Below are 21832 nucleotides of genomic sequence, written 5' to 3'. Positions count from 1 at the left end.
CGATTTCGGATTTATGATTTATTTTGGGATAAATCATAAATCCCATCTTCCCTATGCCCACCTATTCGTTCACGAACAAGCGGACTAATCTTTACATCTTCCTGAGCGCCGTGTTTCTGACCAATGCGTTGGTTGCCGAGATCATTGGCGTTAAAATCTTTTCGGGCGAAGCATTGCTCGGCACAAACCCGGCTCAGATTCATTTATTCGGCGATTTCGTGCTCGATTTCAACCTGACAGCGGGGGCGGTTATCTGGCCGTTCGTGTTTGTTACATCGGATATTATTAACGAGTATTTCGGTAAGGCGGGCGTTCGGCGAATTTCGTTTCTGACCGCTGGCTTTGTTGGCTACAGCTTCCTGATTATCTACGCCGTTACGACACTTCCACCCGCGCAATTCTGGCTGGATGTAAACGCCAAAGATGCCGCTGGCAACCCGATTAATATCGACAACGCGTTTCGGATGATTTTCCGGCAGGGATTAGGTATCATCATCGGTTCGTTGACGGCCTTTCTAATCGGGCAGATCCTGGATGCGTCCGTGTTCCAATACCTGCGCAAGATTACCGGTAGCCGAAAAATCTGGCTCCGGGCAACCGGCTCAACCCTTATTTCGCAGTTGGTCGATTCGTTTGTGGTTCTGGGGATTGCCTTTTACGTGTTTGGCAACTGGTCGCTGGCCCAGGTAATCGCCGTAGGCATTATTAACTACCTGTATAAAGCGACGACGGCCGTTTTGCTTACGCCCCTGCTCTACGTAGCCCACTATTTCATTGACCGGTACTTAGGCAAAGAACACGCCGAAGAACTGGCCAACGAATCGGCCATGAGCAGCTTTATGTAGATGACCTCACTCCCATCCCCCCTCCTTTCAAGGAGAGGGGGATTTATTATGAAAAGATGCTTCTCCGCCAGTTATCCAGCAGAACGGCGGTTGCAATGCCTACATTCAACGACTCAGCCTCGCCATAGCGCGGAATCGTCACCCGCTGCGTTACGTACGTAGCAACCTCAGCCCGAATCCCATTCGACTCATTTCCCATCACCAGATACCCAGCCGGTTTAAACGGCAACGTATGCACATCGTCCCCATCCAGAAATGCGCCATACACGGGTTGGTTAACCTCCGTCGTCAGCAACTGAACAATATCGCCATACCACCAGGCAACCCGGGTGAAGGAGCCCTTACTGGCCGAAATCACCTTCGGATTGTACACGTCAGCCGTCGTTTCTGAACACAGGATTTTGCGGATGCCGTACCAATCGGCGATCCGCAAAATGGTGCCCAAGTTACCAGGGTCCCGGATATCGTCTAAAATCAGGGCAATTTCACCGGCTTCGGCCAATAGTGGACGATTTTCTTTCGTTCTGACCACAGCCAGCGCTGCGTTGTTGCTTTCGAGGGTGCCGATACGTTCGAGTTCGGCCACCGACGCGATTTCAACGGGCGTTGGTTGGCGGTCTGTCAACTGCGCGTTTTCTTTGTAAAACGCTTCAGTCGCAACAAGCAACTCGACCTCAAAGTCAGATTGCAGCACCTCCTGTACGCTCTTGGCTCCTTCGACCAGGAAAGCACGGTGTTGCTGACGAAATTTTTTCTGATGCAGCGACTGAATGTATTTGATTTGATTTTTGGAGAGCATGAAGTGGAGTTGCGATTTACGGATGGTCCCGCGCCGACGCTTATTACGTCAGCGTGTCAGTTACGTCTGCCAACATATAGGCAAGGGGGTTGTCTGTATACCAGACGCTATCATTCGGAACGCGTATGTTGTCGTATGCCTGCTTGTTGTATCGGGTTGTGTCACTACAAAAAATCTTCGCACGAACGAGTACATTCTCACGTCGCAGCAAATTCGGGGCAATCACACCATTACCGACGAAGAACTCGAAAGCCTGATCCCGCAAAAGCCGAATCGACGGGTGCTGGGATTGCCCATTACGCCCCCTCTCTGGTTTTATCAGTTAGGCCAACGTCGCTACAACCGGGAAGCCGCCATCCGCGAGCTAGAAGCCAAAACTAACGAATTTGAGCAGCAAAGTCAGCAGTTTGCCGAGCAGCCGCAGGTACTTAAGCAACTGAACCGCCGGTACGGCCGCGAACTCAAACGCCTGCGCCAAAAAGCGGAAGAAGGCAACTGGCTGATGCGTAACCTGGGTGAACCGCCGTCGTACTTCGCCGAAAAAGACGCCCAGACGAATGCTGCGAAGATGCAGAAATATCTGTTCGACAAGGGTTTTTTCAACGCCCGAACCCGGTATAAACTCGATACGCTACGTAAACGGCAGATCCGCGTCAATTACGTCATTAATGAGAACGCGGGGTATTACCTGCGCAACATTACGTACGAAATTGCCGACCCGCGTGTGGACTCAATTGTCCGGCAATCGCTGTTGAAGTCGGTGTTACGTTCGGGCGACCGCTTCGATTTCGAAAACCTGTCGGCCGAAAAAGTCAGGATCGAATCGTTGCTGCGCGACCAGGGGTATTACGCCTTTTCGCGGCAATATATACGGGCCACGGATGTGGATACCATTCGGCGTGGCGCTGATCAGTTTATTTCTACGGATACCTTACGGCGCAGCGCAAACGTATTTATTCAAATTATTAATCCACCGGGACTGGCGGCCCACCCAATCTACCGAATCGGTGACATTCAGGTACGGATTAGTCCGGACGAAACGCAGCCGGCCGCAGCGTCGTTCGGCCTGGATACGGTTAGCCGGAACGGTGTGTTGTACCTATTGGGGGGTCGAAACATATCGGCTCGTTTGCTGGACGGCAAGATTCTGTTACGTCCCGGCGAATTATACAGTCAGTCGCATTACCGCGATACGCAGCGTCAGTTATTCCTGCTGAATCAGTTTAAGTTCGTGAACGTGAATTTTACGGATACAACGAACCGACAGCTAAAGACGCTGATCACGGCTACGCCTTTAGACCGATATGAAGCAACCGCCGAAGGGGGCGTTACCGGCTTATTGTATCAGGGACAGGGCTATCCAGGCGGATTTGGCAGTTTGATTTTTCGGGTTCGGAATTTCTTTGGAGGCCTCGAAACCTTTGAAACATCAGTACGGTATGGGATAGAAGCGCAGACCGGCTTCCTGACGAATACCACGAAGACTGGTGATGTTTATTCATCACAAGAACTTGGCGTAAGTAGCTCGCTGACATTTCCGCAGATTTTATTTCCGGGGCGCTTTCGGTTTTCATTCAACCCCTATAACCCCCGAACGCAGATCAGCTTAAGCTTTAACAATACGTTCCGGCCTGACTTCCGGCGCTCCCTGCTCCGGGCAACGATGGCCTATAACTGGCAGACATCGCTCACCAAACAGTTTAGTTTTTTCATTGCTGACATCAACTTAATTAATGCCGCAGCGGGTACGAATAAGGAGATCAGCGATTTGTTCCAGCAAAATCTTGATGCGTTAACGAAACAAGGCAATACAGTCGGACTTAGCTTCCGGCGTTCGTTTGCTTCCGGAATCAGCTTTGCGTATACCTATAATACCAATGTCATCGGACAAAATCGACGCGCTAATTTCTTACGAACCGTAGTCGAATCCGGAGGGACAACGCTTAACTTTTTCCCGGATGCCACCCTCCAGAAGTTATTCAATACACAAGATACGTCCAGAGGTTTACAGTATTATAAATACCTGCGTTTGAACGTTGACTTTCGTCATTATATACCCCTTCGTACGCATACTACGTTGGCATTTCGGATTAACACAGGTGCCGTGTTTGGCTACGGTTTTAACCGTACGGCTCCTTACGAAAAGCTTTTCTTTGCGGGCGGAAGCAACAGCATTCGCGCCTGGTTACCCCGACGATTAGGGCCTGGGTCGCAGTTACCACAGACATCGGCGGCCAACCCAAACTTACCCCAAACAAACGAAAATGGCCAGTTTCTGTACACGTTTGAAAAACCCGGCGATTTGCTGATCGAAGCCTCGGCGGAACTACGTGGACGTTTGTTTCATCTAGTGGCCGATGTAAACGGCGCGTTGTTTATCGATGCAGGTAATGTATGGACGCTGCGGGACAATATAAACCGTCCGGGAGCGGCTTTTAAATTCGATACGTTTGTTCCGCAGATTGCCGTAGGTACGGGCGTGGGGTTACGCCTTGACTTTTCGTTCTTCATTATCCGACTCGACGGTGGCATTAAGGTCTGGGACCCGGCCCGGCGATACATCGATGCAGAAAATAAACTCGTTGACCAACGATTCCTCCTCCCTAAATTCTCTCTTCGCCAGCTTTCCAGCGGCCCTAATCCGCTGATTATTAACTTCGGTATTGGCTATCCCTTTTAACAAAACAGCAAAGCGCCCCACGTAATCTTAACAGAATTTAACGGGCTTTATCTGCCAAAATGACAGCTTATTTAGGCTTTATTCCTAAATTTGTAAATCGTTTGGCAAGTTATTGATGATCAAGATTTGTGTAAGCTGCCAGGCATTCAACTGATTGACTGTTATGACGCTCATCCCTGAATTAAGCATATTACAACCTGAAGATAAAGAAGCCATTGAACTGCCGCGTACCTCCGAAGACGAGATAGCGGTAGGTAAGAAGCGGCTGTATATTGAGAGCTACGGTTGCCAGATGAACTTCGCCGACAGCGAGATTGTGGCAGCCGTGATGCGTAATGCAGGCTTTGCCACTACGTCCTCGGCTGATGAAGCAGACCTGATTTTTCTGAATACCTGCGCCATTCGCGACAATGCCGAGCAGAAGGTTCGTCACCGGCTCAAACACCTCAACGCGCTGAAACGGCAAAAGCCGGAGTTGCTCGTTGGCATGCTCGGCTGCATGGCTGAGCGCCTGAAAACGAAATTACTGGAAGAAGAAAAAGTCGTTGACATTGTCGCAGGTCCTGATGCCTACCGCGACATTCCTAAACTAGTTGAAGAGGCTGAATCAGGCCAGAAAGCCGTCAACGTATTTTTATCTCGGGAAGAAACGTATGCCGATATTTCGCCGATTCGGTTGAATTCAAACGGCGTAACGGCCTTTGTTTCGATCATGCGCGGCTGCGACAACATGTGCTCGTTCTGCGTAGTGCCCTTCACGCGGGGCCGCGAACGTAGCCGTGATCCACACAGTATTGTGCGCGAAGCCCAGGATTTATTCGATAGAGGGTATCGTGAGGTGACGCTACTGGGCCAGAATGTAGACTCGTATAAGTGGCTGGACAAAGAAGATGTTCAGGCGACAACCTTCGCCAACCTGCTTGAGATGGTAGCCCAGATTCATCCCGATCTGCGCGTTCGCTTCTCGACGTCGCATCCGAAAGATATTACCGACGAGGTGCTGCACACGATGGCCCGCTACGACAACATCTGCAATTACATCCACCTGCCCGCTCAAAGCGGAAACAGTCGGGTCTTGAAGCTGATGAACCGGACCTATGACCGGGATTGGTATATCGGCAAAATTGACCGCATACGTGAAATTCTGGGCGAAGATTGTGGTATTTCCACAGATATGATTTCGGGCTTTTGTACTGAAACCGAAGAAGAGCATCAGGAATCGCTTTCACTGATGGAATACGTTCGGTATGATTATGCGTACATGTTTGCCTATTCCGAGCGTCCCGGTACGTTAGCGGCTAAAAAATACACCGACGACATTCCGGAAGAAGTCAAGAAACGTCGGCTTAACGAAATTATAGCTAAGCAGTTATCCCACTCGGCGGAGCGCAACCAGCGCCATATTGGCCAGGTGCAACGCGTGTTGATCGAAGGCGAATCGAAACGTTCGGCGGACTTCCTGTGCGGACGCAACGACCAGAACAAGATGGTTGTCTTCTCTAAAGGGAATCACCAGAAAGGTCAGTACGTAAACGTGCTGGTTACAGAATGTACATCAGCTACCCTGCGCGGTGAAGTAATATAGTTGCTGGTCATCAGTGATAGGGATAGTAGCTGTCACTGATGACCAGCGTCCAATGACCAATGACTTAATGAACAATCAGGAGATACAATCCGTTAAACAGCGCTTCGGTATAATCGGTAACGCCCCTGCCCTCAACTACGCCATCAACGTAGCCATGCAGGTTTCGGCCACCGATTTGACGGTGCTGATTACGGGCGAAAGCGGCAGCGGTAAAGAATCGTTTTCTAAAATTATTCATAGCTTAAGTGCCCGCAAACACGGCCAGTTCATCGCCATCAACTGCGGAGCGATTCCCGAAGGAACGATTGATTCAGAGTTGTTTGGCCATGAAAAAGGCTCGTTTACCGGGGCCGTTGATTCGCGCAAAGGTTACTTTGAAACGACCAATGGCGGTACGATTTTTTTAGATGAAATCGGCGAGATGCCCCTGGGTACTCAGGCCCGTTTGCTACGTGTTCTGGAGAACGGCGAATTCATTCGCGTCGGTTCATCAAAAACGCAGAAAACCGACGTACGCGTGGTTGCGGCCACAAACGTCAATCTGCTGGATGCGGTCGAGAAAGGTAAGTTTCGGGAGGATTTGTATTATCGGCTCAACACCGTACCCATCTACGTTCCGCCCCTGCGCGAACGTGGTACGGACATCGAATTGTTGTTCCGGAAGTTTACCACTGATTTTGCCGAGCGTTACCGGATTAAGCCGTTACAGCTGACCGAAGGCGCCAAACAGTTGCTCCTTAACTACCCGTTTCCTGGCAATATCCGGCAACTGAAAAACATTGCGGAGCAGGTATCCATTCTGGAGTCGGATCAGAACAAACCCCTCGAAGCTGACATATTAGGTAAATACCTGCCCCAGTCTCAGCAGCCCAACCGAGCCTTAGCCTTATTCCCGCACGCGGCTGGTGGTGCGAACGCCGACAATTTTTCGGAACGGGAACTGCTGTATAAAGTGCTGTTCGACATGCGCCGGGACGTAAACGAGCTAAAGAAACTGGTTCGGGACGTACTGGGTAATGAACTGGACGGGCGGCAGATTTTACACAATCACCGGGATCTTTTCGACTCGATTCCGTCGGAGGGCGACGGTGGTGCTGACGGTGGTATGGGCCGCTACCTGCCGGCCGTTAACGGAGCCCCCCGCTCCGATACTCCGCCTTCGGAGACGTACAACAGTCACCCACCCGTTCAGATTTTCGACGACGTAGACGGCGACATCAACGACGTAACGGTTGAAGATGTTACCCACGAAACCGAAGAAGATGATTCGCTTTCGCTGGAACGGCAGGAAAAAGAAATGATTCTGAAAGCACTCCGGCGGAACAATAACAAACGGAAATACGCGGCACAGGCACTTGGCATCTCCGAGCGGACGTTATACCGGAAGATTAAACAGTATGAAATTGACGAAGAGTAAGCTAATGGCTAAAGGAGTTCGATGGAGTCGCGTGTTCGTGCTGGCGCTTTTAGGCATTAACGCTACGGTGTTCATGTCGTCCTGTGGCGTGTATTCATTCACCGGCACTACGTTGTCGCCGGATATAAAATCCGTAACGGTCAATAACTTCGTGCTGGCAACGGCTGGCGGACCGGCAAACCTGCCCCTTACATTCAACGAAAAGTTAAAAGAGTATTACCAGCGGTACACCAACCTGAAAGTCTTACCCGCTAATGGCGACATGGTGCTGGAAGGCAACATCACGGGCTACGACCTGCTGGCCGTAGCACCAACAGCCCAGGATCAGGCCGGTGTGAACCGATTACAAATTACCGTACTGGCTCGCTTTTATAATAATAAGGACGAAAGCAAAAACTTTGAGCAATCGTTTTCGTTCTACCAGGACTTCCCGCAGAATCAAACGCTGAGCCAGAACGAGAGCCGACTGGTGCCCAGAATCCTGGATCAGATCGTGCTTGATATTTTCAACAAAACGGCGGCTGACTGGTAAAAGATTTGCGTCGTCCGCCATGCGAATTACCGCGCAAAGACGTACTTTCGCATGGTTGCTCAACAACGCGCATCCGCGTTTCCGATTTTGAGTTCATAACCCGTAAAGCAATACCTTCCCTCCGTGCTGGCCCTCGATAAAGAAACATTTTCCTACTGGGTAACCCACCCGGATGATCTCACGGCTACTGATTTTATTCAGTTGCAGGAAAGTCTGGCGCAATTTCCGTACTGTCAGCCGCTTTACACGCTAACGGCAAAAGCGGCCTCCGTGCACCACCGGAGTCAGACAGTTGCCTATATCCGCCAGGCAGCAGCGCACGCCTTAAGCCGCAACGCGTTACGTAAGCTAATCGACAACGAGTTTCAGTGGTCAGAGAATCTGCTCACCAAGCTGAATGAATTGTCGGCTAAACACGTACCGATTCCCGAAGATTACCAGCAGGAGAGCTACGCTTTTTTCAAATCGAAAGCCGGGTTAAGCACGAGTTTTCCTAAACTGGCCCTGCTGAGGTTACCCGAACGGTCGGAGCCCGAGCCAACAGCTACTGTACCGACTCCGGAGGACATGACTCTGGCCGAAACCAATCTGCAGAATGAGCTGGTGCAGATTGCCGAAGCGGCTCCTACTCCGCCTACTTTATCGGCAACCGATCTGGAACGCCAGCGCCAATTAGACTTGATTGATAACTTTATCAAGAAAGAACCCCGCATCTCTCCGGTACGTAACAAACTTGGCGAACCCGTTGAGCAGGAAGACCTAACGAAACGCACAAAGCCGGTTGGTGGCGGTTTCGTTACGGAAAGCTTCGCCAAGATATTGGAGAAACAAGGGAAATTCGATAAGGCCCGCGAAATATACGAGAAGCTGATAGTTAAAAATCCAGAGAAAAAAGCGTACTTTGCGGCAAAAATCAGTGAATTGGAGAAAGGTCACGATATACCTAAGCAGTAGTTTGTCATTCTCCAAACCTGACAGACATTAACCGAACATTTAGAAACTCTTTACATGATAACGGCAATTATTGTCCTCATTTGCATTCTCACCGTCTTATTGATTCTGATTGTGCTCATTCAAAACTCAAAAGGCGGAGGATTAGCTGGCGAATTCGGCGGACTCGGTTCGAATCAGCTGATGGGGGTTAAGAAAACAACGGATTTACTTGAGCAGATTACCTGGGGCCTCGGTATTGGCGTTATGGTGCTGTCACTGGCGTCTTACATCATGGTCGACCGCAACACGACCGCTGGTATCAACAGCGTTAACGTCGACCGTGCTCAAACGCAAACTTTACCAGGTGCAGCGGCTCCAACTCCGGCACCAGGTGCTGCTAACGGCGCAGCACCAAGTCAGACCGCTCCGGGACGGTCCGACGCTTCGGCGCAAACGCCAGGTGCTTCTACATCGGCTCTGACGCCCCAGAAGTAAGCACGATCCATTTTTCAATAAACGCAAAAAGCCGACTACGTAGTCGGCTTTTTGCGTTTGCACCAGGACTTAGGCAACAGCCTGCGCCAATAGCTGCTGAGCAATTGGCAGCAATGTTTCCTGTACAGGGTAGGTCCGTTGACTTTCGAGCATAAACGTCGCCGGATTGGGCAGGTGACGGTGCCGCCGGATTAGATCGAGCTTCATATTTTCGAACGTATTGGCTAATCCTTTCGGTATGGCTTCTACGTACCGCAGCTTTACCACACGGCCGCCCGGCTCCTGCTCGGAGTACAGTGTCAGGCAGAAATAATAGACCTGGGTTTCATTGTGATTGGTAGCGTGTAGGAGCAGGTACCCTTCCTTCGGCCGCAACGGCATCAGACCGATGGGGGCCAGCGTTAGCGATCCGGCAATATCGGTCCAACGTTGCTGCCCTTCCGTGAGCATTGCCTGAAAACGAGGTAAGGCGAAGTTCATAATCTCGTCGACTTCCGACATAAATTCATCGTCCGTTACCTCGGATTTATACTCAATCCGGGGAGGGGGTCCGGTCACACCACTTATCCGCTTGGGAAACGCGGCATTTAACGTACCTTTGCCCCTCGAAAAACGGACGCCAGCATCGTAGTGGGTACGAAGTTCGGGCAGATCAGGGCAAAGTTTGTCATGTTCAAAATTTTGCCGGACGGCCTGCAAGTATGCCATCACGACATATTTCTGGTATTCGGCGTCAAGCCAATTTTGCGTAAACCAATCAGACTGCAATTTTTTCATAGACTCTAAAACAGCGCTCTGTCAGCGTATAATAGACTTAAACTAATCAATTTAAGCAGAGTTGCCAAATGTTATTCAGTGAAATTGTTCTTTCTCCCGAATAAACAATCATGAAAAGAAGGAGTGGCAGACTGTCAGTGAATATCCTGAAAATTTGACAGTTTTTTAGGTTGGCACAGTAATTGGCAAGCCGAACGTGTCGTGTAATCATAGTACACAAATAAATAGTAACCTTAATCAACTCATTATCATGGTAGCAGAAACGGAAAGCGTTAAAGTGAACGTGAAACCGCTGGCTGACCGGGTGCTGGTAGAAGCAGCTCCGGCCGAAGAAAAAACCTCGTTCGGGATCATTATCCCTGACACGGCAAAAGAAAAACCCCAGCGCGGTACGGTCGTGGCCGTTGGTGCAGGCAAGAAAGATGAGCCGCTGACAGTACAGGTTGGCGATACGGTACTCTATGGCAAATATGCTGGTACGGAAATCACCGTTGACGGCAAAGAGTATCTCATCATGCGCGAATCTGACATTTTCGCGATTATCTAATTTTCATTGCTCACATTACGTAAGCAAACGTTTTTTGTAATCCAAAACGATTAACAGTACAATGGCTAAGAAAATTTTCTTCGATACCGAAGCGCGTGAGCGTATCAAGAAGGGTGTCGATACCCTGGCAGATGCCGTAAAAGTAACCCTGGGTCCTAAAGGCCGGAACGTTATCCTTGACAAAAAATTCGGCTCGCCTGCTATCACGAAAGATGGTGTGACGGTCGCTAAAGAAATTGAACTGAAGGACGCCATGGAAAACATGGGTGCTCAGTTAGTGAAAGAGGTAGCGTCGAAAACGGCTGATTCAGCTGGTGATGGTACCACAACTGCAACCGTTCTGGCCCAGGCGATCTACTCGATCGGCGCTAAGAACGTAGCGGCTGGTGCAAACCCAATGGACCTGAAACGGGGTATCGATAAAGCCGTTCAGGCGGTTACGGCTAATCTGTCGGAGCAGGCACAAACGGTTGGTGACGATTTCGGTAAAATCGCGCAGGTAGCTACTATTTCGGCTAACCACGACGAAGAAATCGGTACCATGATTGCCGAAGCCATGAAGAAAGTGGGTAAAGAAGGTGTTATTACGGTTGAAGAAGCACGCGGTACTGAAACGGAAGTTAAAACCGTTGAAGGTATGCAGTTCGACCGGGGTTACCTGTCTCCTTACTTCGTAACGAACACCGAGAAAATGGAAGCTGAACTGGATCGTCCGTTCATCCTGATCTCGGAAAAGAAAGTGTCGTCGATGAAAGAACTGCTTCCAGTTCTGGAGCAGGTTGCTCAAACCGGCCGTCCGCTGCTGATCATCGCTGAAGACGTTGACGGTGAAGCACTGGCTACGCTGGTTGTTAACAAAATCCGGGGTGCGCTGAAAGTTGCCGCCGTGAAGGCTCCGGGCTTTGGTGATCGCCGGAAAGCTATGCTGGAAGACATCGCTATCCTGACCGGTGGTCAGGTCATCAGCGAAGAGCGTGGCTTCAAACTCGAAAACGCTTCGATCGATTACCTGGGTCAGTGCGAAAAAATCCTGATCGACAAAGACAACACGACCATCGTAAACGGTGTTGGTCAGAAAGACGACATCACCGGTCGTGTTAACCAAATCAAAGCCCAGATCGAGAACACGACGTCAGATTACGACCGCGAGAAATTGCAGGAGCGTCTGGCCAAACTGTCGGGTGGTGTGGCTATCCTCTACATCGGTGCTGCTACCGAAGTAGAAATGAAAGAAAAGAAAGACCGTGTTGACGATGCGCTGCATGCAACCCGCGCTGCCGTTGAAGAAGGTATCGTGACGGGTGGTGGTATCGCGCTGATCCGCGCTATCCCAGCGCTGGATGGTGTTAGCTCGATCAACGAAGACGAGAAAACCGGTATCAACATCATCCGTCAGGCTCTCGAATCACCACTACGCACGATCGTAGCTAACGCCGGTGGCGAAGGTTCGGTTGTTGTGAACAAGGTGAAAGATGGCGACGGTGGTTTCGGCTATAACGCAAAGAACGATACGTTCGAAGATCTGTTCGCAGCCGGTATCATTGACCCGAAAAAAGTAACCCGTCTTGCTCTTGAGAACGCAGCGTCGATCGCAGGTCTGTTGCTGACGACTGAGTGTGTAATCGCTGACGAACCAGAAGAAGCTCCGGCTGGCGCTGGTGCCGGTATGCACGGCGGTGGCGGCATGGGTGGCATGATGTAATCATTGCCCCTACCCAGTTTATAGAAACGGCCCACAGTCTAATGACTGTGGGCCGTTTCTGTTTGTGATGTATTGTAAGATTCTAATTAAGCTTACTATAATGGCAAATGTATAACGCAACAAACCAACCTTACTAGGTTGGTTCTTATATTCTGTAAAATCCTTGAAGAATAGACTCGCTGGGAAAAAGCTGATAGGTATTGTAACAGAGGCTAAGGCATCGAGCGAGGCAGTAAAACCCTCGCTATAGGGCAACAAAAAAGCCAAGCGAGATACTCTCTTGGCTTTCTGATTTACTCAACGTTATGAAAAACTTTTCTTTTCGACACAATTATAAAACAAAAATAATAATTATTGATTCTTTTTCCTAAAATAATTTTTTAACAATTCTTTACAGCTCTGTTTATCAGCCTATTAACTACTTATCAGAAGATTACTTTCACAACGTTTTTAAGTAGATATACTTATTAAATCAACTCTCAAGTCTCTACATACATAGTAGAATACTATCAATAGTTTTACGCAAATTAAGTAAAAAGTAGACCATCCCGAATCGTGACAATTCTATCGGCCAAAGCCGCTAATGCTTCATTATGGGTTACGATTATAAACGTTTGACCGAGTTCACTTCGTAAGCGAAAGAACAACTGGTGGAGTTCCTCGGCGTTACGTGAATCCAGATTGCCACTGGGTTCATCAGCGAACACAATAGCTGGTTCATTGATTAAGGCTCGGGCAACGGCTGTCCGCTGCTGCTCACCACCTGACATCTGCGAAGGTAAATGGCTCATCCGATCACGCAAACCCAGCATGGAAAGCAGGGACTGGGCCCGCTCTCGAACGGCTTTTTCGTCCTTACCGGCTATAAACCCAGGCAGACAAACATTTTCAAGCGCCGTAAATTCAGGGAGTAGGTTATTGAACTGAAAAACAAAGCCAATACGCTCATTCCGAAAACGGGCTAACTGTCGGTCGTTTAGCGTGAAAACATTCTGCCCAGTAATGTGCAGTTCGCCCGAATCGGGCCGGTCGAGCGTGCCCAGGATTTGGAGTAACGTGGTTTTACCAGCACCCGACGCACCGACAATTGATACCACTTCGCCCGATTCAATGGTTAAATTTATTCCTTTAAGAACCGGCAATTCACCGTAGTTTCGATGCAGGTCTAGCGTTTGTAGCAGGGGCATTTCTAATAGTAATGAGTGATAAACGATAAACGATGGAGACTACAAACGATGCCACAACCGACATCAGTTTGTTATTTATCGCTCATCATTCATCATTTCGTACTAATTTGCCGCCAAAAATACGATTTCCAACTCTCCTTGTTGCAGTTGTCATGAATATACACGAGTATCAGGGTAAAGAAATTCTGAAAAAATACGGCGTCCGGATTCAGGAAGGCATTGTTGCCGAATCGCCCGAAAAAGCCGTCGAAGCTGCCAAGCAGATCATGGCGCAGTCCGGTTCAAAGTTTGTCGTCGTTAAATCCCAGATCCATGCGGGTGGACGCGGTAAAGGGAAAATTGTTGGCTCCGAACAGCGGGGTGTCGCCCTTGCCAAATCTGTCGACGATGTACGCGACATTGCTAAGAATCTGATCGGTAACGTACTCGTAACCCACCAAACCGGTCCTGAAGGTAAGAAGGTGAATAAGGTACTGGTTGCTCAGGACGTATTCTACCCCGGCGCATCCGAGCCGAAAGAAATGTACATCAGCATCCTGCTCGATCGTACGAAGGCTTGTAACGTCATCATGGCCAGCACCGAAGGTGGTATGGACATTGAAGAAGTGGCCGAGAAGACGCCCGAAAAAATCGTAAAAGAATGGATCGACCCTGCGGTCGGCTTGCAGCCCTTCCAGGCTCGTAAAGTAGCCTTCGGTCTGGGACTAGAAGGTGAAGCCTTCAAAGAAATGGTAAAATTCGTTACGTCGCTGTATAAAGCGTACGTCGATACGGATGCTTCCATGTTCGAAATCAACCCGGTTCTTAAAACATCGGACAACAAGATCCTGGCGGTTGATGCTAAAGTAAATCTGGATGATAATGCCTTGTACCGTCATCCGGATTTAGCGAACCTCCGCGATATTTCTGAAGAAGATCTCCTCGAAGTTGAAGCCAGTGCCAACGACCTGAACTACGTAAAGCTCGATGGCAACGTAGGCTGTATGGTAAACGGCGCGGGTCTGGCGATGGCGACTATGGACATTATCAAACTGTCGGGTGGCGAACCTGCCAACTTCCTTGATGTCGGTGGTGGAGCGAATGCCAAGACGGTTGAAGCAGGTTTCCGGATTATCCTGAAAGATCCAAACGTAAAAGCCATTCTGATCAACATCTTCGGTGGTATTGTGCGTTGCGACCGCGTGGCTACGGGCGTTGTGGAAGCTTACAAAGCCATTGGCGACATCAACATACCGATCATCGTTCGTTTGCAGGGCACAAATGCCGAAGAAGGCGCCCGCATCATCGACGAATCTGGTCTAAAAGTATATTCAGCCGTGTTGTTGAAAGAAGCCGCCGAAAAAGTAGAGCAGGTACTGAAAGAGGTTGCATAAGGCGTTTCCTATAAAACATAAAAAGCCGGGGTGTGTGCCCCGGCTTTTTGGTTTTACGCTTGCTGCCGCATTAACTGTTCCGGCGGTTGTAATACTTCATCGCATCGGGAATCAGTTTCTGCAAGTCGCTGATACGGCGTTGATCAGAGGGGTGACTCGATAAAAACTCAGCGGGGGCCTTTCCAGCGCTGGCTTTAGCCATACGCGACCAGAAGTTAATAGCTTCCTGCGGATTATATCCAGCCATAGCCATGAAAATTAGCCCCAGGTGATCCGCTTCCGACTCCTGACTCCGGCTGTGAGGCAACGCCCGGCCAACCTGATAGGCAACCGGAATACCAGCACCAACCGCCTGCATCAACAAGGCCCTGGTGGTTGAACTCTGCTGTGCCCGTGAGCCCAGATACGCCTGTCCTACCTGCATTAAGCCGTTTGCCACCAGGCTTTCGCTCATGCGCTCGTTCCCGTGTTCGGCAATCGCGTGCGAGACCTCATGCCCCATTACGGTAGCCAGCCCCGCTTCGTTCTGGGTGTAAGGTAATATGCCCGAGTACACCACGATTTTACCACCGGGCATACACCAGGCGTTAACCTCCGGGCTTTGCACCAGATTATATTCCCAGTTGAAGCCTTCCAATCGGTTGCTTTGGTTGTTTGAGTTCAGATACTGCTCAACCGCCTGACGAATACGGGCACCTACGCGTCGAACCATTTCGGCGTCGCCGGAATTAATAACCCGGCTCGTATCAATAAACTGCTTATACTGCTGATTACTCAGCGCCAGCATCTGATCGCTGGGCACCAGCAGCAATTGTCGGCGACCCGTTAGCGGCACTCGAGCGCAGGCGGTCACTAAACCGACTAGTACCAGCATACCATATAATGCCTTTCTCATCTTTTTGTGTTTTTGTTGAATGGTTTCTTCTGACGGTATATGACCCGTAAGGTATCTGATTTGTTCAGATTATTTCCGAACGGGCGTGGTCAGCCCCTCTTTAGTGCTTAGATTTGCGGCATTTCGAATAGTTTAAAAGGTCAGTTTATTCTCAGTCGGTATAGTCGCTACGTTATTTGCGCTATGCATAGACCAACTGAGACGCTGCTGACACCTTACTAATTTTTACCGCATGAAACTTATCTGCGTTGGCCGCAATTACGTCGAACACATTAAAGAGCTTAATAACGAACAGCCCGACGATCCGGTTATTTTCATGAAACCCGAAACGGCCATTCCGCTGAGGAACGAGCCGTTTTTTTACCCAAGTTTTTCGGCCGATGTGCATCATGAAGTCGAAATTCTGGTGAAGATCAATCGGGTTGGCAAGAATATCGACGAAAAATTTGCGCATAAATATTACGACGAGATCGGAATCGGAATCGACTTTACGGCCCGCGATATTCAGAGTAAGCTGAAAGCGAAAGGTCTGCCCTGGGAATTAGCCAAAGGATTCAACGGCTCGGCTCCTATTTCGGGGTTCGTGCCCAAGACGGACTTCCCGGACCTGCAAAATCTGAACTTCCGGCTCGACGTAAATGATGAGACCCGCCAACAGGGCAACACCAGCCTGATGCTCTTTAAAATTGATTACCTGATCGCATTTGTATCCAGATACTTTATGCTGCAGCAGGGCGACATCCTCTTTACGGGTACGCCGAAAGGAGTTGGCCCCGTACAGATCGGCGACCGCCTGACAGCTTATATTGAAGATCGGCCGATGCTCACGTTTGACGTAAAATGAAGGTTTCTTTTCCGCCTTTGAGACAGTTTCTGATCTACCAGGCGCTAGGTATATTAGTCGGCCTCGGCATAGCCGTGAGCCAGACGATGCCCAATCTGCCTAAAGCGTCAGCGAACCTGCTGATTCAACCGAACGTCGGCTATTTCATGTTTCCAATCATGCCAGGTTCGGCCAATTCGCTGTCGGGTGGAATGGGCGATCTGCGCGCAAACCATTTTCACGCGGGGCTGGACATCCGGACCGGCGGACGCGAAGGACTGGATGTGCATGCGGCTGCTGATGGGTACGTATCGCGCATTGCCGTTTTTACGGGTGGCTACGGCAACGTCATTTTTATTAAGCACCCCAACGGCCTGACAACCGTTTACGGGCACCTGAAAACCCTCAAGGATACGCTTGGAACGTTTCTTCGTGAGCAGCAGTACGAGAAGAAAACGTTTGAGATTGATCTTCGTCCTGCACCGAATCAGTTTCCGGTAAAAAAAGGGGACGTAGTGGCTGCTTCGGGTAATACCGGGGGTTCGGGTGGTCCGCACCTTCACTTTGAGGTTCGCGATGCCAACGACAACCTCATCAATCCGCTCCTCTATGGCTTTTCTGAACTTCAGGACGACGTACCGCCGTATTTTGAGCGAATTGCGTTAAAGACGATGACGCCTACGTCACGCGTCAACGGCGAATATCAGCGCGTCAGTTACGTGCCGGTACGGCGGGCTGATGGCTCGTATGTCATTACGCAGCCCATTACAGCCTCGGGGCTGATTGGTCTGGAGGTGCTCGGTTACGACAAAACCAGCGGGTCACCGTACCGAAACGGCATCAGCTGCCTGGAAATCCGGCTCGATGGTCGGGAAGTGTTCGCCTACAATATGAACAGCTTTCCCAACGAGTTGACCCGCTTCATGAACGTCCACGAAAACTACGAAGTGGAGCAGATGACTGGCCAGCGTTACCACCGGGCGTATATTGCCGATGGCAACGTATTGAATCTGTATAAGCTGCCGAGTAATGCAGCCTACCGGGGACGATTGCCGTTGCTCGATGGTAAACCGCATGAGGTTACCCTGACGCTTTTCGATGCGTATGATCACGCGGCTAGGCTCACCTTTACGATTCTGCCCGAGTTGCCGCAAGCCGACGGGTTACGTAGCGATTCGATAGCGGCCAATGATCGGTATGCTGATGAAGCCCCTGAGGAATCCGTTAAGGCTCTACCTACGGCGACCATCACGACCGATGAAAACGTCCTGAAGCTAACGGTCCGGAATGTCTCGCTGAGTAATCCACCAATGGCCAAACTGTACTCAGGCCGAACGGTTGTTGAGCAACCGATTAGCTACGTACGTAACAACCAAGCGGTTTATCTCATAGATTTGCGCCAGACATTGCCGGATTCGGTGCAGTTCGGGCGCGGAGTGGTTCGTACGAATTTCAAGAAACGCATCGTACCGGGCCGGAGCGAAGTGTTTGTAGACGGGAATACCCGATTGGCATTTGGCCCCAGAACGCTGTTCGATACGTTGCACCTGGCCATGCGGTCGGTACCAGGGGGTGGCTTAGAAATCAATCAGCCAACGATTCCGCTCAACGATTACCTGACGGTACAGTATAAACCAAACTATCCGATTGCGATCGACACGATGCGAACAAAAGCGTACTGGACGAGTGGTGGACGCGAGAGTTTCCTGGGTGGCACCTGGAACAAAGGACAGATTGAGTTTAAGACGCGGTCGCTGGGCAAGTTTCAACTCCTGACGGACGTTAATCCACCAACCGTTGAGATTCTGTCGGCGACCCCTGCTGGTATCTCGGCCCGAATTCGTGACGATCTGTCGGGGATTGCGCAGTTTCGGGCGTTGGTCAACGGCGAGTGGGTGCTGATGCAGTATGATTATAAGCGTGCGCTACTCTGGTCGGATAAGCTCGACCCTGAGCAACCGTTTGAAACCGGGGCCGAAGTGATTGTGCAGGTGAAAGACCGGTCAGGCAATATTGGCTCCGACACAGCAACCATTGCCGAACCACGGCCCGTTGTGCGAAAGACCACGCCCAAACGCCGGAAAAGAAGATAACGAGAAGGTCTTAACAGTTACCCGAAACACTGACCTCAACAACCGCAAACGATCAACTCTATGAGTCTATCCATTGGCGATGCAGCCCCTGACTTTACCAGTACTGATCAGCATGGCCACCCCATTAAGCTGTCTGACTATCGCGGTAAAAAGGTGGTGCTGTATTTTTACCCCAAAGATGATACGTCAGGCTGCACAGCCCAGGCGTGTAGCTTACGGGATCATTACGCCGAACTCAGGGCCGCCGGTTACGAAGTGCTCGGCGTAAGCATCGATAACCAAACCTCACACCATAAGTTTATCAAAAAGCACGATCTACCGTTTACGCTCATCGCCGATACAGATAAGCAGCTTGTAGAAGCCTATGGGATATGGCAGGAAAAGTCGATGTACGGCCGCAAGTACATGGGTACCGTTCGAACCACGTTCCTGATTGATGAAAACGGGATTATTACCGACGTTATCGGTAAAGTGGACACCAAAAAACACGCAGAACAAATCTTGAAATAGCCGTCATTTGTGGTCGTTAGACTCATCTCTTGTTTTAACCCGGAACGACGAATGATAGACAATGACAACAAGTGCCAATTTAATGACCAATAAATATATGGAACTCGAAAAACTCGAAGGTATTGCCACCGCCGTTCGGCGCGACATTCTCCGCATGGTTGCGGCCGTTAACTCAGGTCACCCCGGTGGTTCACTGGGGTGCACCGATTTCTTCGTTGCGCTTTATTTTGACATCATGCGCCGGAAGCAGGACGAAAATGGCAATCCCATTTTTGAGATGGACGGTCACGATGAAGACCTTTTCTTTCTGTCGAACGGCCACATTTCGCCCGTCTGGTATTCAGTACTGGCGCGCGCCGGTTATTTCCCACTCGAAGAGTTAGCGACGTTCCGTAAACTGGACAGCCGTCTGCAAGGGCACCCAACCACCGCCGAGCACCTACCGGGCGTACGTATCGCATCGGGCTCGCTGGGACAGGGTCTATCAGTCGCTTGTGGAGCTGCTTACGCCAAAAAGCTCAACGGCGACGATAAGCATGTATACGTATTGATGGGTGACGGCGAGCAGCAGGAAGGCCAGATTTGGGAAGCCGCTCAGTTTGCCCCCAACAAAAAGCTTGGTAACCTGACTGCCATCATTGACCTGAACCACGCGCAGATCGACGGCACTACGGATAACGTAAACAGCAACCGCGACCTGGGTGAGAAATACCGCGCGTTCGGCTGGTTCGTCGAAACGATGGAAGGCAACGACATGGCCGAAGTAATCCGGACGCTGAAGAAAGCGCAGGAAAACCCAGACGTACCCACGCTGATTCTGATGCACACCGAAATGGGCTTTGGCGTCGACTACATGGTCGGCAACTACAAATGGCACGGTACCGCCCCCAATGCTGAGCAATTACAACAAGCGTTGAATGGTCTACCCTTATCGGTTGGCGTAACGGATTATTAAACTACTCACTGACTCTAATCATGAAAAAATACGAATACACTGACAAGAAAGACACTCGTTCAGGTTTTGGCGCTGGTATTGCCGAACTGGGCAAAACGCACCCAAACGTTGTTGCGCTGACGGCTGATCTGGCTGGTTCGCTCAAACTGGAAGCCTTTATTAAAGATAACCCCGACCGGTTTATTCAGTGCGGTATCGCTGAAGCAAACATGATCGGCGTTTCGGCCGGATTGACCATCGGCGGTAAAATTCCGTATGCCACTACGTTCGCGAACTTCGCGACGGGCCGCGTATACGATCAGATTCGCCAGTCGGTTGCCTACTCCAACAAGAACGTTAAAATCTGCGCTTCGCACGCGGGTTTAACACTAGGCGAAGATGGCGCGACGCACCAGATTCTGGAAGATTTGGGCATGATGAAAATGCTGCCGAACATGACGGTTATTAATCCATGCGATTACAACCAGACCAAAGCCGCAACCATCGCCATTGCCGATCACGAAGGGCCGGTTTATCTGCGGTTTGGCCGTCCGGTCATTCCCGTGTTTACGCCAGCGGACCAGAAGTTCGAGATTGGTAAAGCATGGCATGTCAACGAAGGCGATGCAGTGTCTATTTTCTGCACAGGCCACCTGGTTTGGGAAGCCATAAAAGCCGGTGAAATCCTGTCGGCAGAAGGTATTGAAGCCGACATTATCAATATTCACACCATCAAACCGTTAGATGAAGAAGCCATCTTGGCGTCGGTGAAGAAAACGGGTTGCGCGGTATCGGCCGAAGAGCACATGATCAATGGTGGCCTGGGCGATAGCGTAGCACAGGTACTAGCTCGCAACTACCCCGCACCGATTGAATACGTTGGTGTGCACGATACGTTCGGCGAGAGTGCTACGCCCGACGAACTGATGAAGAAATATGGCCTCACCGCTGACAAAATTGTTGAGCAGGTGAAAAAAGTAATGGCTAGAAAATAAAGTAGTCAGGAGCGAGAAGTGAGAAGTGAGAATGTTTTTGTTCGGTGATCCAGCAAAATTCTCACTTCTCGCTCCTCACTTCTAACTACTAAATAAAGAATGACTGACGCAGAACTCCTCGCTAAATACCGCGATCCATCGAGCCGGAACTATGCCTTTAATCTGCTGGTGCGACAGTATCAGCAGAAAATTTATTGGCATATCCGCAAGATGGTCATCGACCACGATGACGCCGATGATTTGGTGCAGGAGACGTTCATAAAAGTCTGGAATAGTCTGGAACAGTTTCGGGGTGATAGTCAGTTATATACGTGGATATACCGTATTGCCACCAATGAATGCCTGAACTTCCTTAACAAAAAACGCCGACGTTTTTTTCTGCCTATTGGCGACGTAGAAGGTGAGTTGATGGAGAAGCTGGAAAGTAACGCTGACTACGTTACGTCGGGCAATGATCCGAGTGGCGAAGAGGTGCAGCTCAAATTACAAAAAGCTTTGCTCAAGTTACCGGATAAGCAGCGGCTGGTATTCAATATGAAATACTTCGACGATATGAAGTACGAAGAAATTTCAGAGATTACCGGTACATCCGTGGGGGCGTTAAAAGCATCCTATCACCTTGCCGTCAAAAAAATTGAAGATTATCTCAACAATTCTGGTACCGACGATTAAACCTCACCCCTTCCGGGCTGTCAAATCTAGAAACAGCA

Annotated in this window: 19 protein-coding genes and 1 pseudogene; 16 read left to right on the top strand and 4 right to left on the bottom strand. The window is 50.1% G+C overall.

Annotated features, from left to right (window positions below; genetic code table 11):
- The first annotated feature begins 53 nt into the window (after window positions 1-53).
- Window positions 54-845 carry a queuosine precursor transporter gene (locus tag ACYVIY_RS05850; protein ID WP_460975360.1) on the top strand — a complete coding sequence of 264 codons (792 nt, stop codon included), beginning with the start codon at window positions 54-56 and terminating at the stop codon, window positions 843-845.
- Window positions 846-891: 46 nt separating this feature from the next.
- Here ACYVIY_RS05850 and ACYVIY_RS05845 read toward each other — a convergent pair whose 3' ends face one another.
- On the bottom strand, window positions 892-1644 hold the full coding sequence (locus tag ACYVIY_RS05845; protein ID WP_460975359.1) for a TrmH family RNA methyltransferase: 753 nt from the start codon (window positions 1642-1644) through the stop codon (window positions 892-894).
- On the opposite strand from ACYVIY_RS05845, the gene tamL reads away from it, so the two are divergent.
- The 6 genes from tamL to secG all read left to right on the top strand — a co-directional run bounded on the left by tamL (window position 1643) and on the right by secG (window position 9286).
- Window positions 1643-4324: a translocation and assembly module lipoprotein TamL gene (gene tamL / locus ACYVIY_RS05840; RefSeq protein WP_460975358.1), complete on the top strand. Its 2682-nt coding sequence runs from the start codon at window positions 1643-1645 to the stop codon at window positions 4322-4324. The genes ACYVIY_RS05845 and tamL overlap by 2 nt on opposite strands.
- Window positions 4325-4487: 163 nt before the next feature.
- The gene (gene miaB / locus ACYVIY_RS05835; protein WP_460975357.1) at window positions 4488-5909 is read left to right on the top strand and encodes a tRNA (N6-isopentenyl adenosine(37)-C2)-methylthiotransferase MiaB; all 1422 of its coding nucleotides are present in this window, start codon (window positions 4488-4490) and stop codon (window positions 5907-5909) included.
- Window positions 5910-5976: 67 nt separating this feature from the next.
- The gene (locus tag ACYVIY_RS05830) at window positions 5977-7326 is read left to right on the top strand and encodes a sigma-54 interaction domain-containing protein (protein ID WP_460975916.1); all 1350 of its coding nucleotides are present in this window, start codon (window positions 5977-5979) and stop codon (window positions 7324-7326) included.
- A complete protein-coding gene (lptE, locus tag ACYVIY_RS05825; RefSeq protein WP_460975356.1) occupies window positions 7307-7858 on the top strand; it encodes an LPS assembly lipoprotein LptE in 552 nt (183 codons plus the stop codon). The genes ACYVIY_RS05830 and lptE overlap by 20 nt, the downstream gene beginning before the upstream one ends.
- A gap of 123 nt (window positions 7859-7981) precedes the next feature.
- Entirely contained in the window at window positions 7982-8812 is an 831-nt protein-coding gene (locus ACYVIY_RS05820) for a hypothetical protein (protein WP_460975355.1), read from the top strand.
- Window positions 8813-8866: 54 nt separating this feature from the next.
- On the top strand, window positions 8867-9286 hold the full coding sequence (gene secG / locus ACYVIY_RS05815; protein ID WP_460975354.1) for a preprotein translocase subunit SecG: 420 nt from the start codon (window positions 8867-8869) through the stop codon (window positions 9284-9286).
- Window positions 9287-9355: 69 nt separating this feature from the next.
- Here the strand turns inward: secG and ACYVIY_RS05810 are convergent, their stop codons facing one another.
- Complete coding sequence (locus ACYVIY_RS05810; protein WP_460975353.1) at window positions 9356-10063, bottom strand: hypothetical protein; 708 nt, start codon at window positions 10061-10063, stop codon at window positions 9356-9358.
- Between the two features lie 250 nt (window positions 10064-10313).
- On the opposite strand from ACYVIY_RS05810, the gene ACYVIY_RS05805 reads away from it, so the two are divergent.
- Both ACYVIY_RS05805 and groL read left to right on the top strand, forming a co-directional pair.
- Window positions 10314-10610 (top strand): co-chaperone GroES, encoded by a 297-nt coding sequence (locus ACYVIY_RS05805; RefSeq protein ID WP_460975352.1) that lies wholly within the window; start codon window positions 10314-10316, stop codon window positions 10608-10610.
- Window positions 10611-10671: 61 nt separating this feature from the next.
- Window positions 10672-12312, top strand: a complete 1641-nt coding sequence (gene groL / locus ACYVIY_RS05800; protein ID WP_460975351.1) for a chaperonin GroEL — start codon at window positions 10672-10674, stop codon at window positions 12310-12312.
- 527 nt (window positions 12313-12839) lie between these two features.
- Here the strand turns inward: groL and ACYVIY_RS05795 are convergent.
- On the bottom strand, window positions 12840-13499 hold the full coding sequence (locus tag ACYVIY_RS05795) for an ABC transporter ATP-binding protein (protein ID WP_460975350.1): 660 nt from the start codon (window positions 13497-13499) through the stop codon (window positions 12840-12842).
- A 152-nt stretch (window positions 13500-13651) separates the two neighbouring features.
- Between ACYVIY_RS05795 and sucC the strand changes: the two genes are divergently transcribed.
- Entirely contained in the window at window positions 13652-14872 is a 1221-nt protein-coding gene (gene sucC, locus ACYVIY_RS05790; protein ID WP_460975349.1) for an ADP-forming succinate--CoA ligase subunit beta, read from the top strand.
- A 70-nt stretch (window positions 14873-14942) separates the two neighbouring features.
- On the opposite strand, the gene ACYVIY_RS05785 is transcribed toward sucC, so the two are convergent.
- On the bottom strand, window positions 14943-15767 hold the full coding sequence (locus ACYVIY_RS05785) for a M48 family metallopeptidase (protein WP_460975348.1): 825 nt from the start codon (window positions 15765-15767) through the stop codon (window positions 14943-14945).
- Between the two features lie 217 nt (window positions 15768-15984).
- Between ACYVIY_RS05785 and ACYVIY_RS05780 the strand changes: the two are divergent.
- The 6 genes and pseudogenes from ACYVIY_RS05780 to ACYVIY_RS05755 all read left to right on the top strand — a co-directional run.
- A pseudogene (locus ACYVIY_RS05780) lies at window positions 15985-16611 on the top strand (fumarylacetoacetate hydrolase family protein); the annotation flags it as partial.
- 146 nt (window positions 16612-16757) lie between these two features.
- Entirely contained in the window at window positions 16758-18683 is a 1926-nt protein-coding gene (locus tag ACYVIY_RS05775; RefSeq protein ID WP_460975915.1) for a M23 family metallopeptidase, read from the top strand.
- A 60-nt stretch (window positions 18684-18743) separates the two neighbouring features.
- Window positions 18744-19193 carry a thioredoxin-dependent thiol peroxidase gene (bcp, locus tag ACYVIY_RS05770; RefSeq protein WP_460975347.1) on the top strand — a complete coding sequence of 150 codons (450 nt, stop codon included), beginning with the start codon at window positions 18744-18746 and terminating at the stop codon, window positions 19191-19193.
- 97 nt (window positions 19194-19290) lie between these two features.
- A complete protein-coding gene (locus ACYVIY_RS05765; protein WP_460975346.1) occupies window positions 19291-20148 on the top strand; it encodes a transketolase in 858 nt (285 codons plus the stop codon).
- A 20-nt stretch (window positions 20149-20168) separates the two neighbouring features.
- Entirely contained in the window at window positions 20169-21122 is a 954-nt protein-coding gene (locus tag ACYVIY_RS05760) for a transketolase family protein (protein WP_460975345.1), read from the top strand.
- A gap of 99 nt (window positions 21123-21221) precedes the next feature.
- A complete protein-coding gene (locus ACYVIY_RS05755; protein ID WP_460975344.1) occupies window positions 21222-21794 on the top strand; it encodes an RNA polymerase sigma factor in 573 nt (190 codons plus the stop codon).
- Window positions 21795-21832: the final 38 nt, after the last annotated feature.

Source organism: Spirosoma knui, assembly GCF_054780635.1.
Note: the sequence above shows the minus strand (reverse complement) of the source record. Positions and strands in the feature narration are given on the sequence as shown.

Excerpts from the sequence above, each read along its gene's own strand:
- ACYVIY_RS05830 (WP_460975916.1), top strand. The coding sequence starts at position 5,977 with ATGAACAATCAGGAGATACAATCCGTTAAACAGCGCTTCGGTATAATC.
- ACYVIY_RS05795 (WP_460975350.1), bottom strand. The coding sequence starts at position 13,499 with ATGCCCCTGCTACAAACGCTAGACCTGCATCGAAACTACGGTGAATTG.
- ACYVIY_RS05775 (WP_460975915.1), top strand. The coding sequence starts at position 16,758 with ATGTTTCCAATCATGCCAGGTTCGGCCAATTCGCTGTCGGGTGGAATG.
- bcp (WP_460975347.1), top strand. The coding sequence starts at position 18,744 with ATGAGTCTATCCATTGGCGATGCAGCCCCTGACTTTACCAGTACTGAT.
- ACYVIY_RS05755 (WP_460975344.1), top strand. The coding sequence starts at position 21,222 with ATGACTGACGCAGAACTCCTCGCTAAATACCGCGATCCATCGAGCCGG.
- ACYVIY_RS05845 (WP_460975359.1), bottom strand. The coding sequence starts at position 1,644 with ATGCTCTCCAAAAATCAAATCAAATACATTCAGTCGCTGCATCAGAAA.
- secG (WP_460975354.1), top strand. The coding sequence starts at position 8,867 with ATGATAACGGCAATTATTGTCCTCATTTGCATTCTCACCGTCTTATTG.
- miaB (WP_460975357.1), top strand. The coding sequence starts at position 4,488 with ATGACGCTCATCCCTGAATTAAGCATATTACAACCTGAAGATAAAGAA.
- ACYVIY_RS05805 (WP_460975352.1), top strand. The coding sequence starts at position 10,314 with ATGGTAGCAGAAACGGAAAGCGTTAAAGTGAACGTGAAACCGCTGGCT.
- groL (WP_460975351.1), top strand. The coding sequence starts at position 10,672 with ATGGCTAAGAAAATTTTCTTCGATACCGAAGCGCGTGAGCGTATCAAG.
- sucC (WP_460975349.1), top strand. The coding sequence starts at position 13,652 with ATGAATATACACGAGTATCAGGGTAAAGAAATTCTGAAAAAATACGGC.
- ACYVIY_RS05760 (WP_460975345.1), top strand. The coding sequence starts at position 20,169 with ATGAAAAAATACGAATACACTGACAAGAAAGACACTCGTTCAGGTTTT.
- ACYVIY_RS05810 (WP_460975353.1), bottom strand. The coding sequence starts at position 10,063 with ATGAAAAAATTGCAGTCTGATTGGTTTACGCAAAATTGGCTTGACGCC.
- tamL (WP_460975358.1), top strand. The coding sequence starts at position 1,643 with ATGAAGTGGAGTTGCGATTTACGGATGGTCCCGCGCCGACGCTTATTA.
- ACYVIY_RS05785 (WP_460975348.1), bottom strand. The coding sequence starts at position 15,767 with ATGAGAAAGGCATTATATGGTATGCTGGTACTAGTCGGTTTAGTGACC.
- ACYVIY_RS05850 (WP_460975360.1), top strand. The coding sequence starts at position 54 with ATGCCCACCTATTCGTTCACGAACAAGCGGACTAATCTTTACATCTTC.
- ACYVIY_RS05765 (WP_460975346.1), top strand. The coding sequence starts at position 19,291 with ATGGAACTCGAAAAACTCGAAGGTATTGCCACCGCCGTTCGGCGCGAC.
- lptE (WP_460975356.1), top strand. The coding sequence starts at position 7,307 with ATGAAATTGACGAAGAGTAAGCTAATGGCTAAAGGAGTTCGATGGAGT.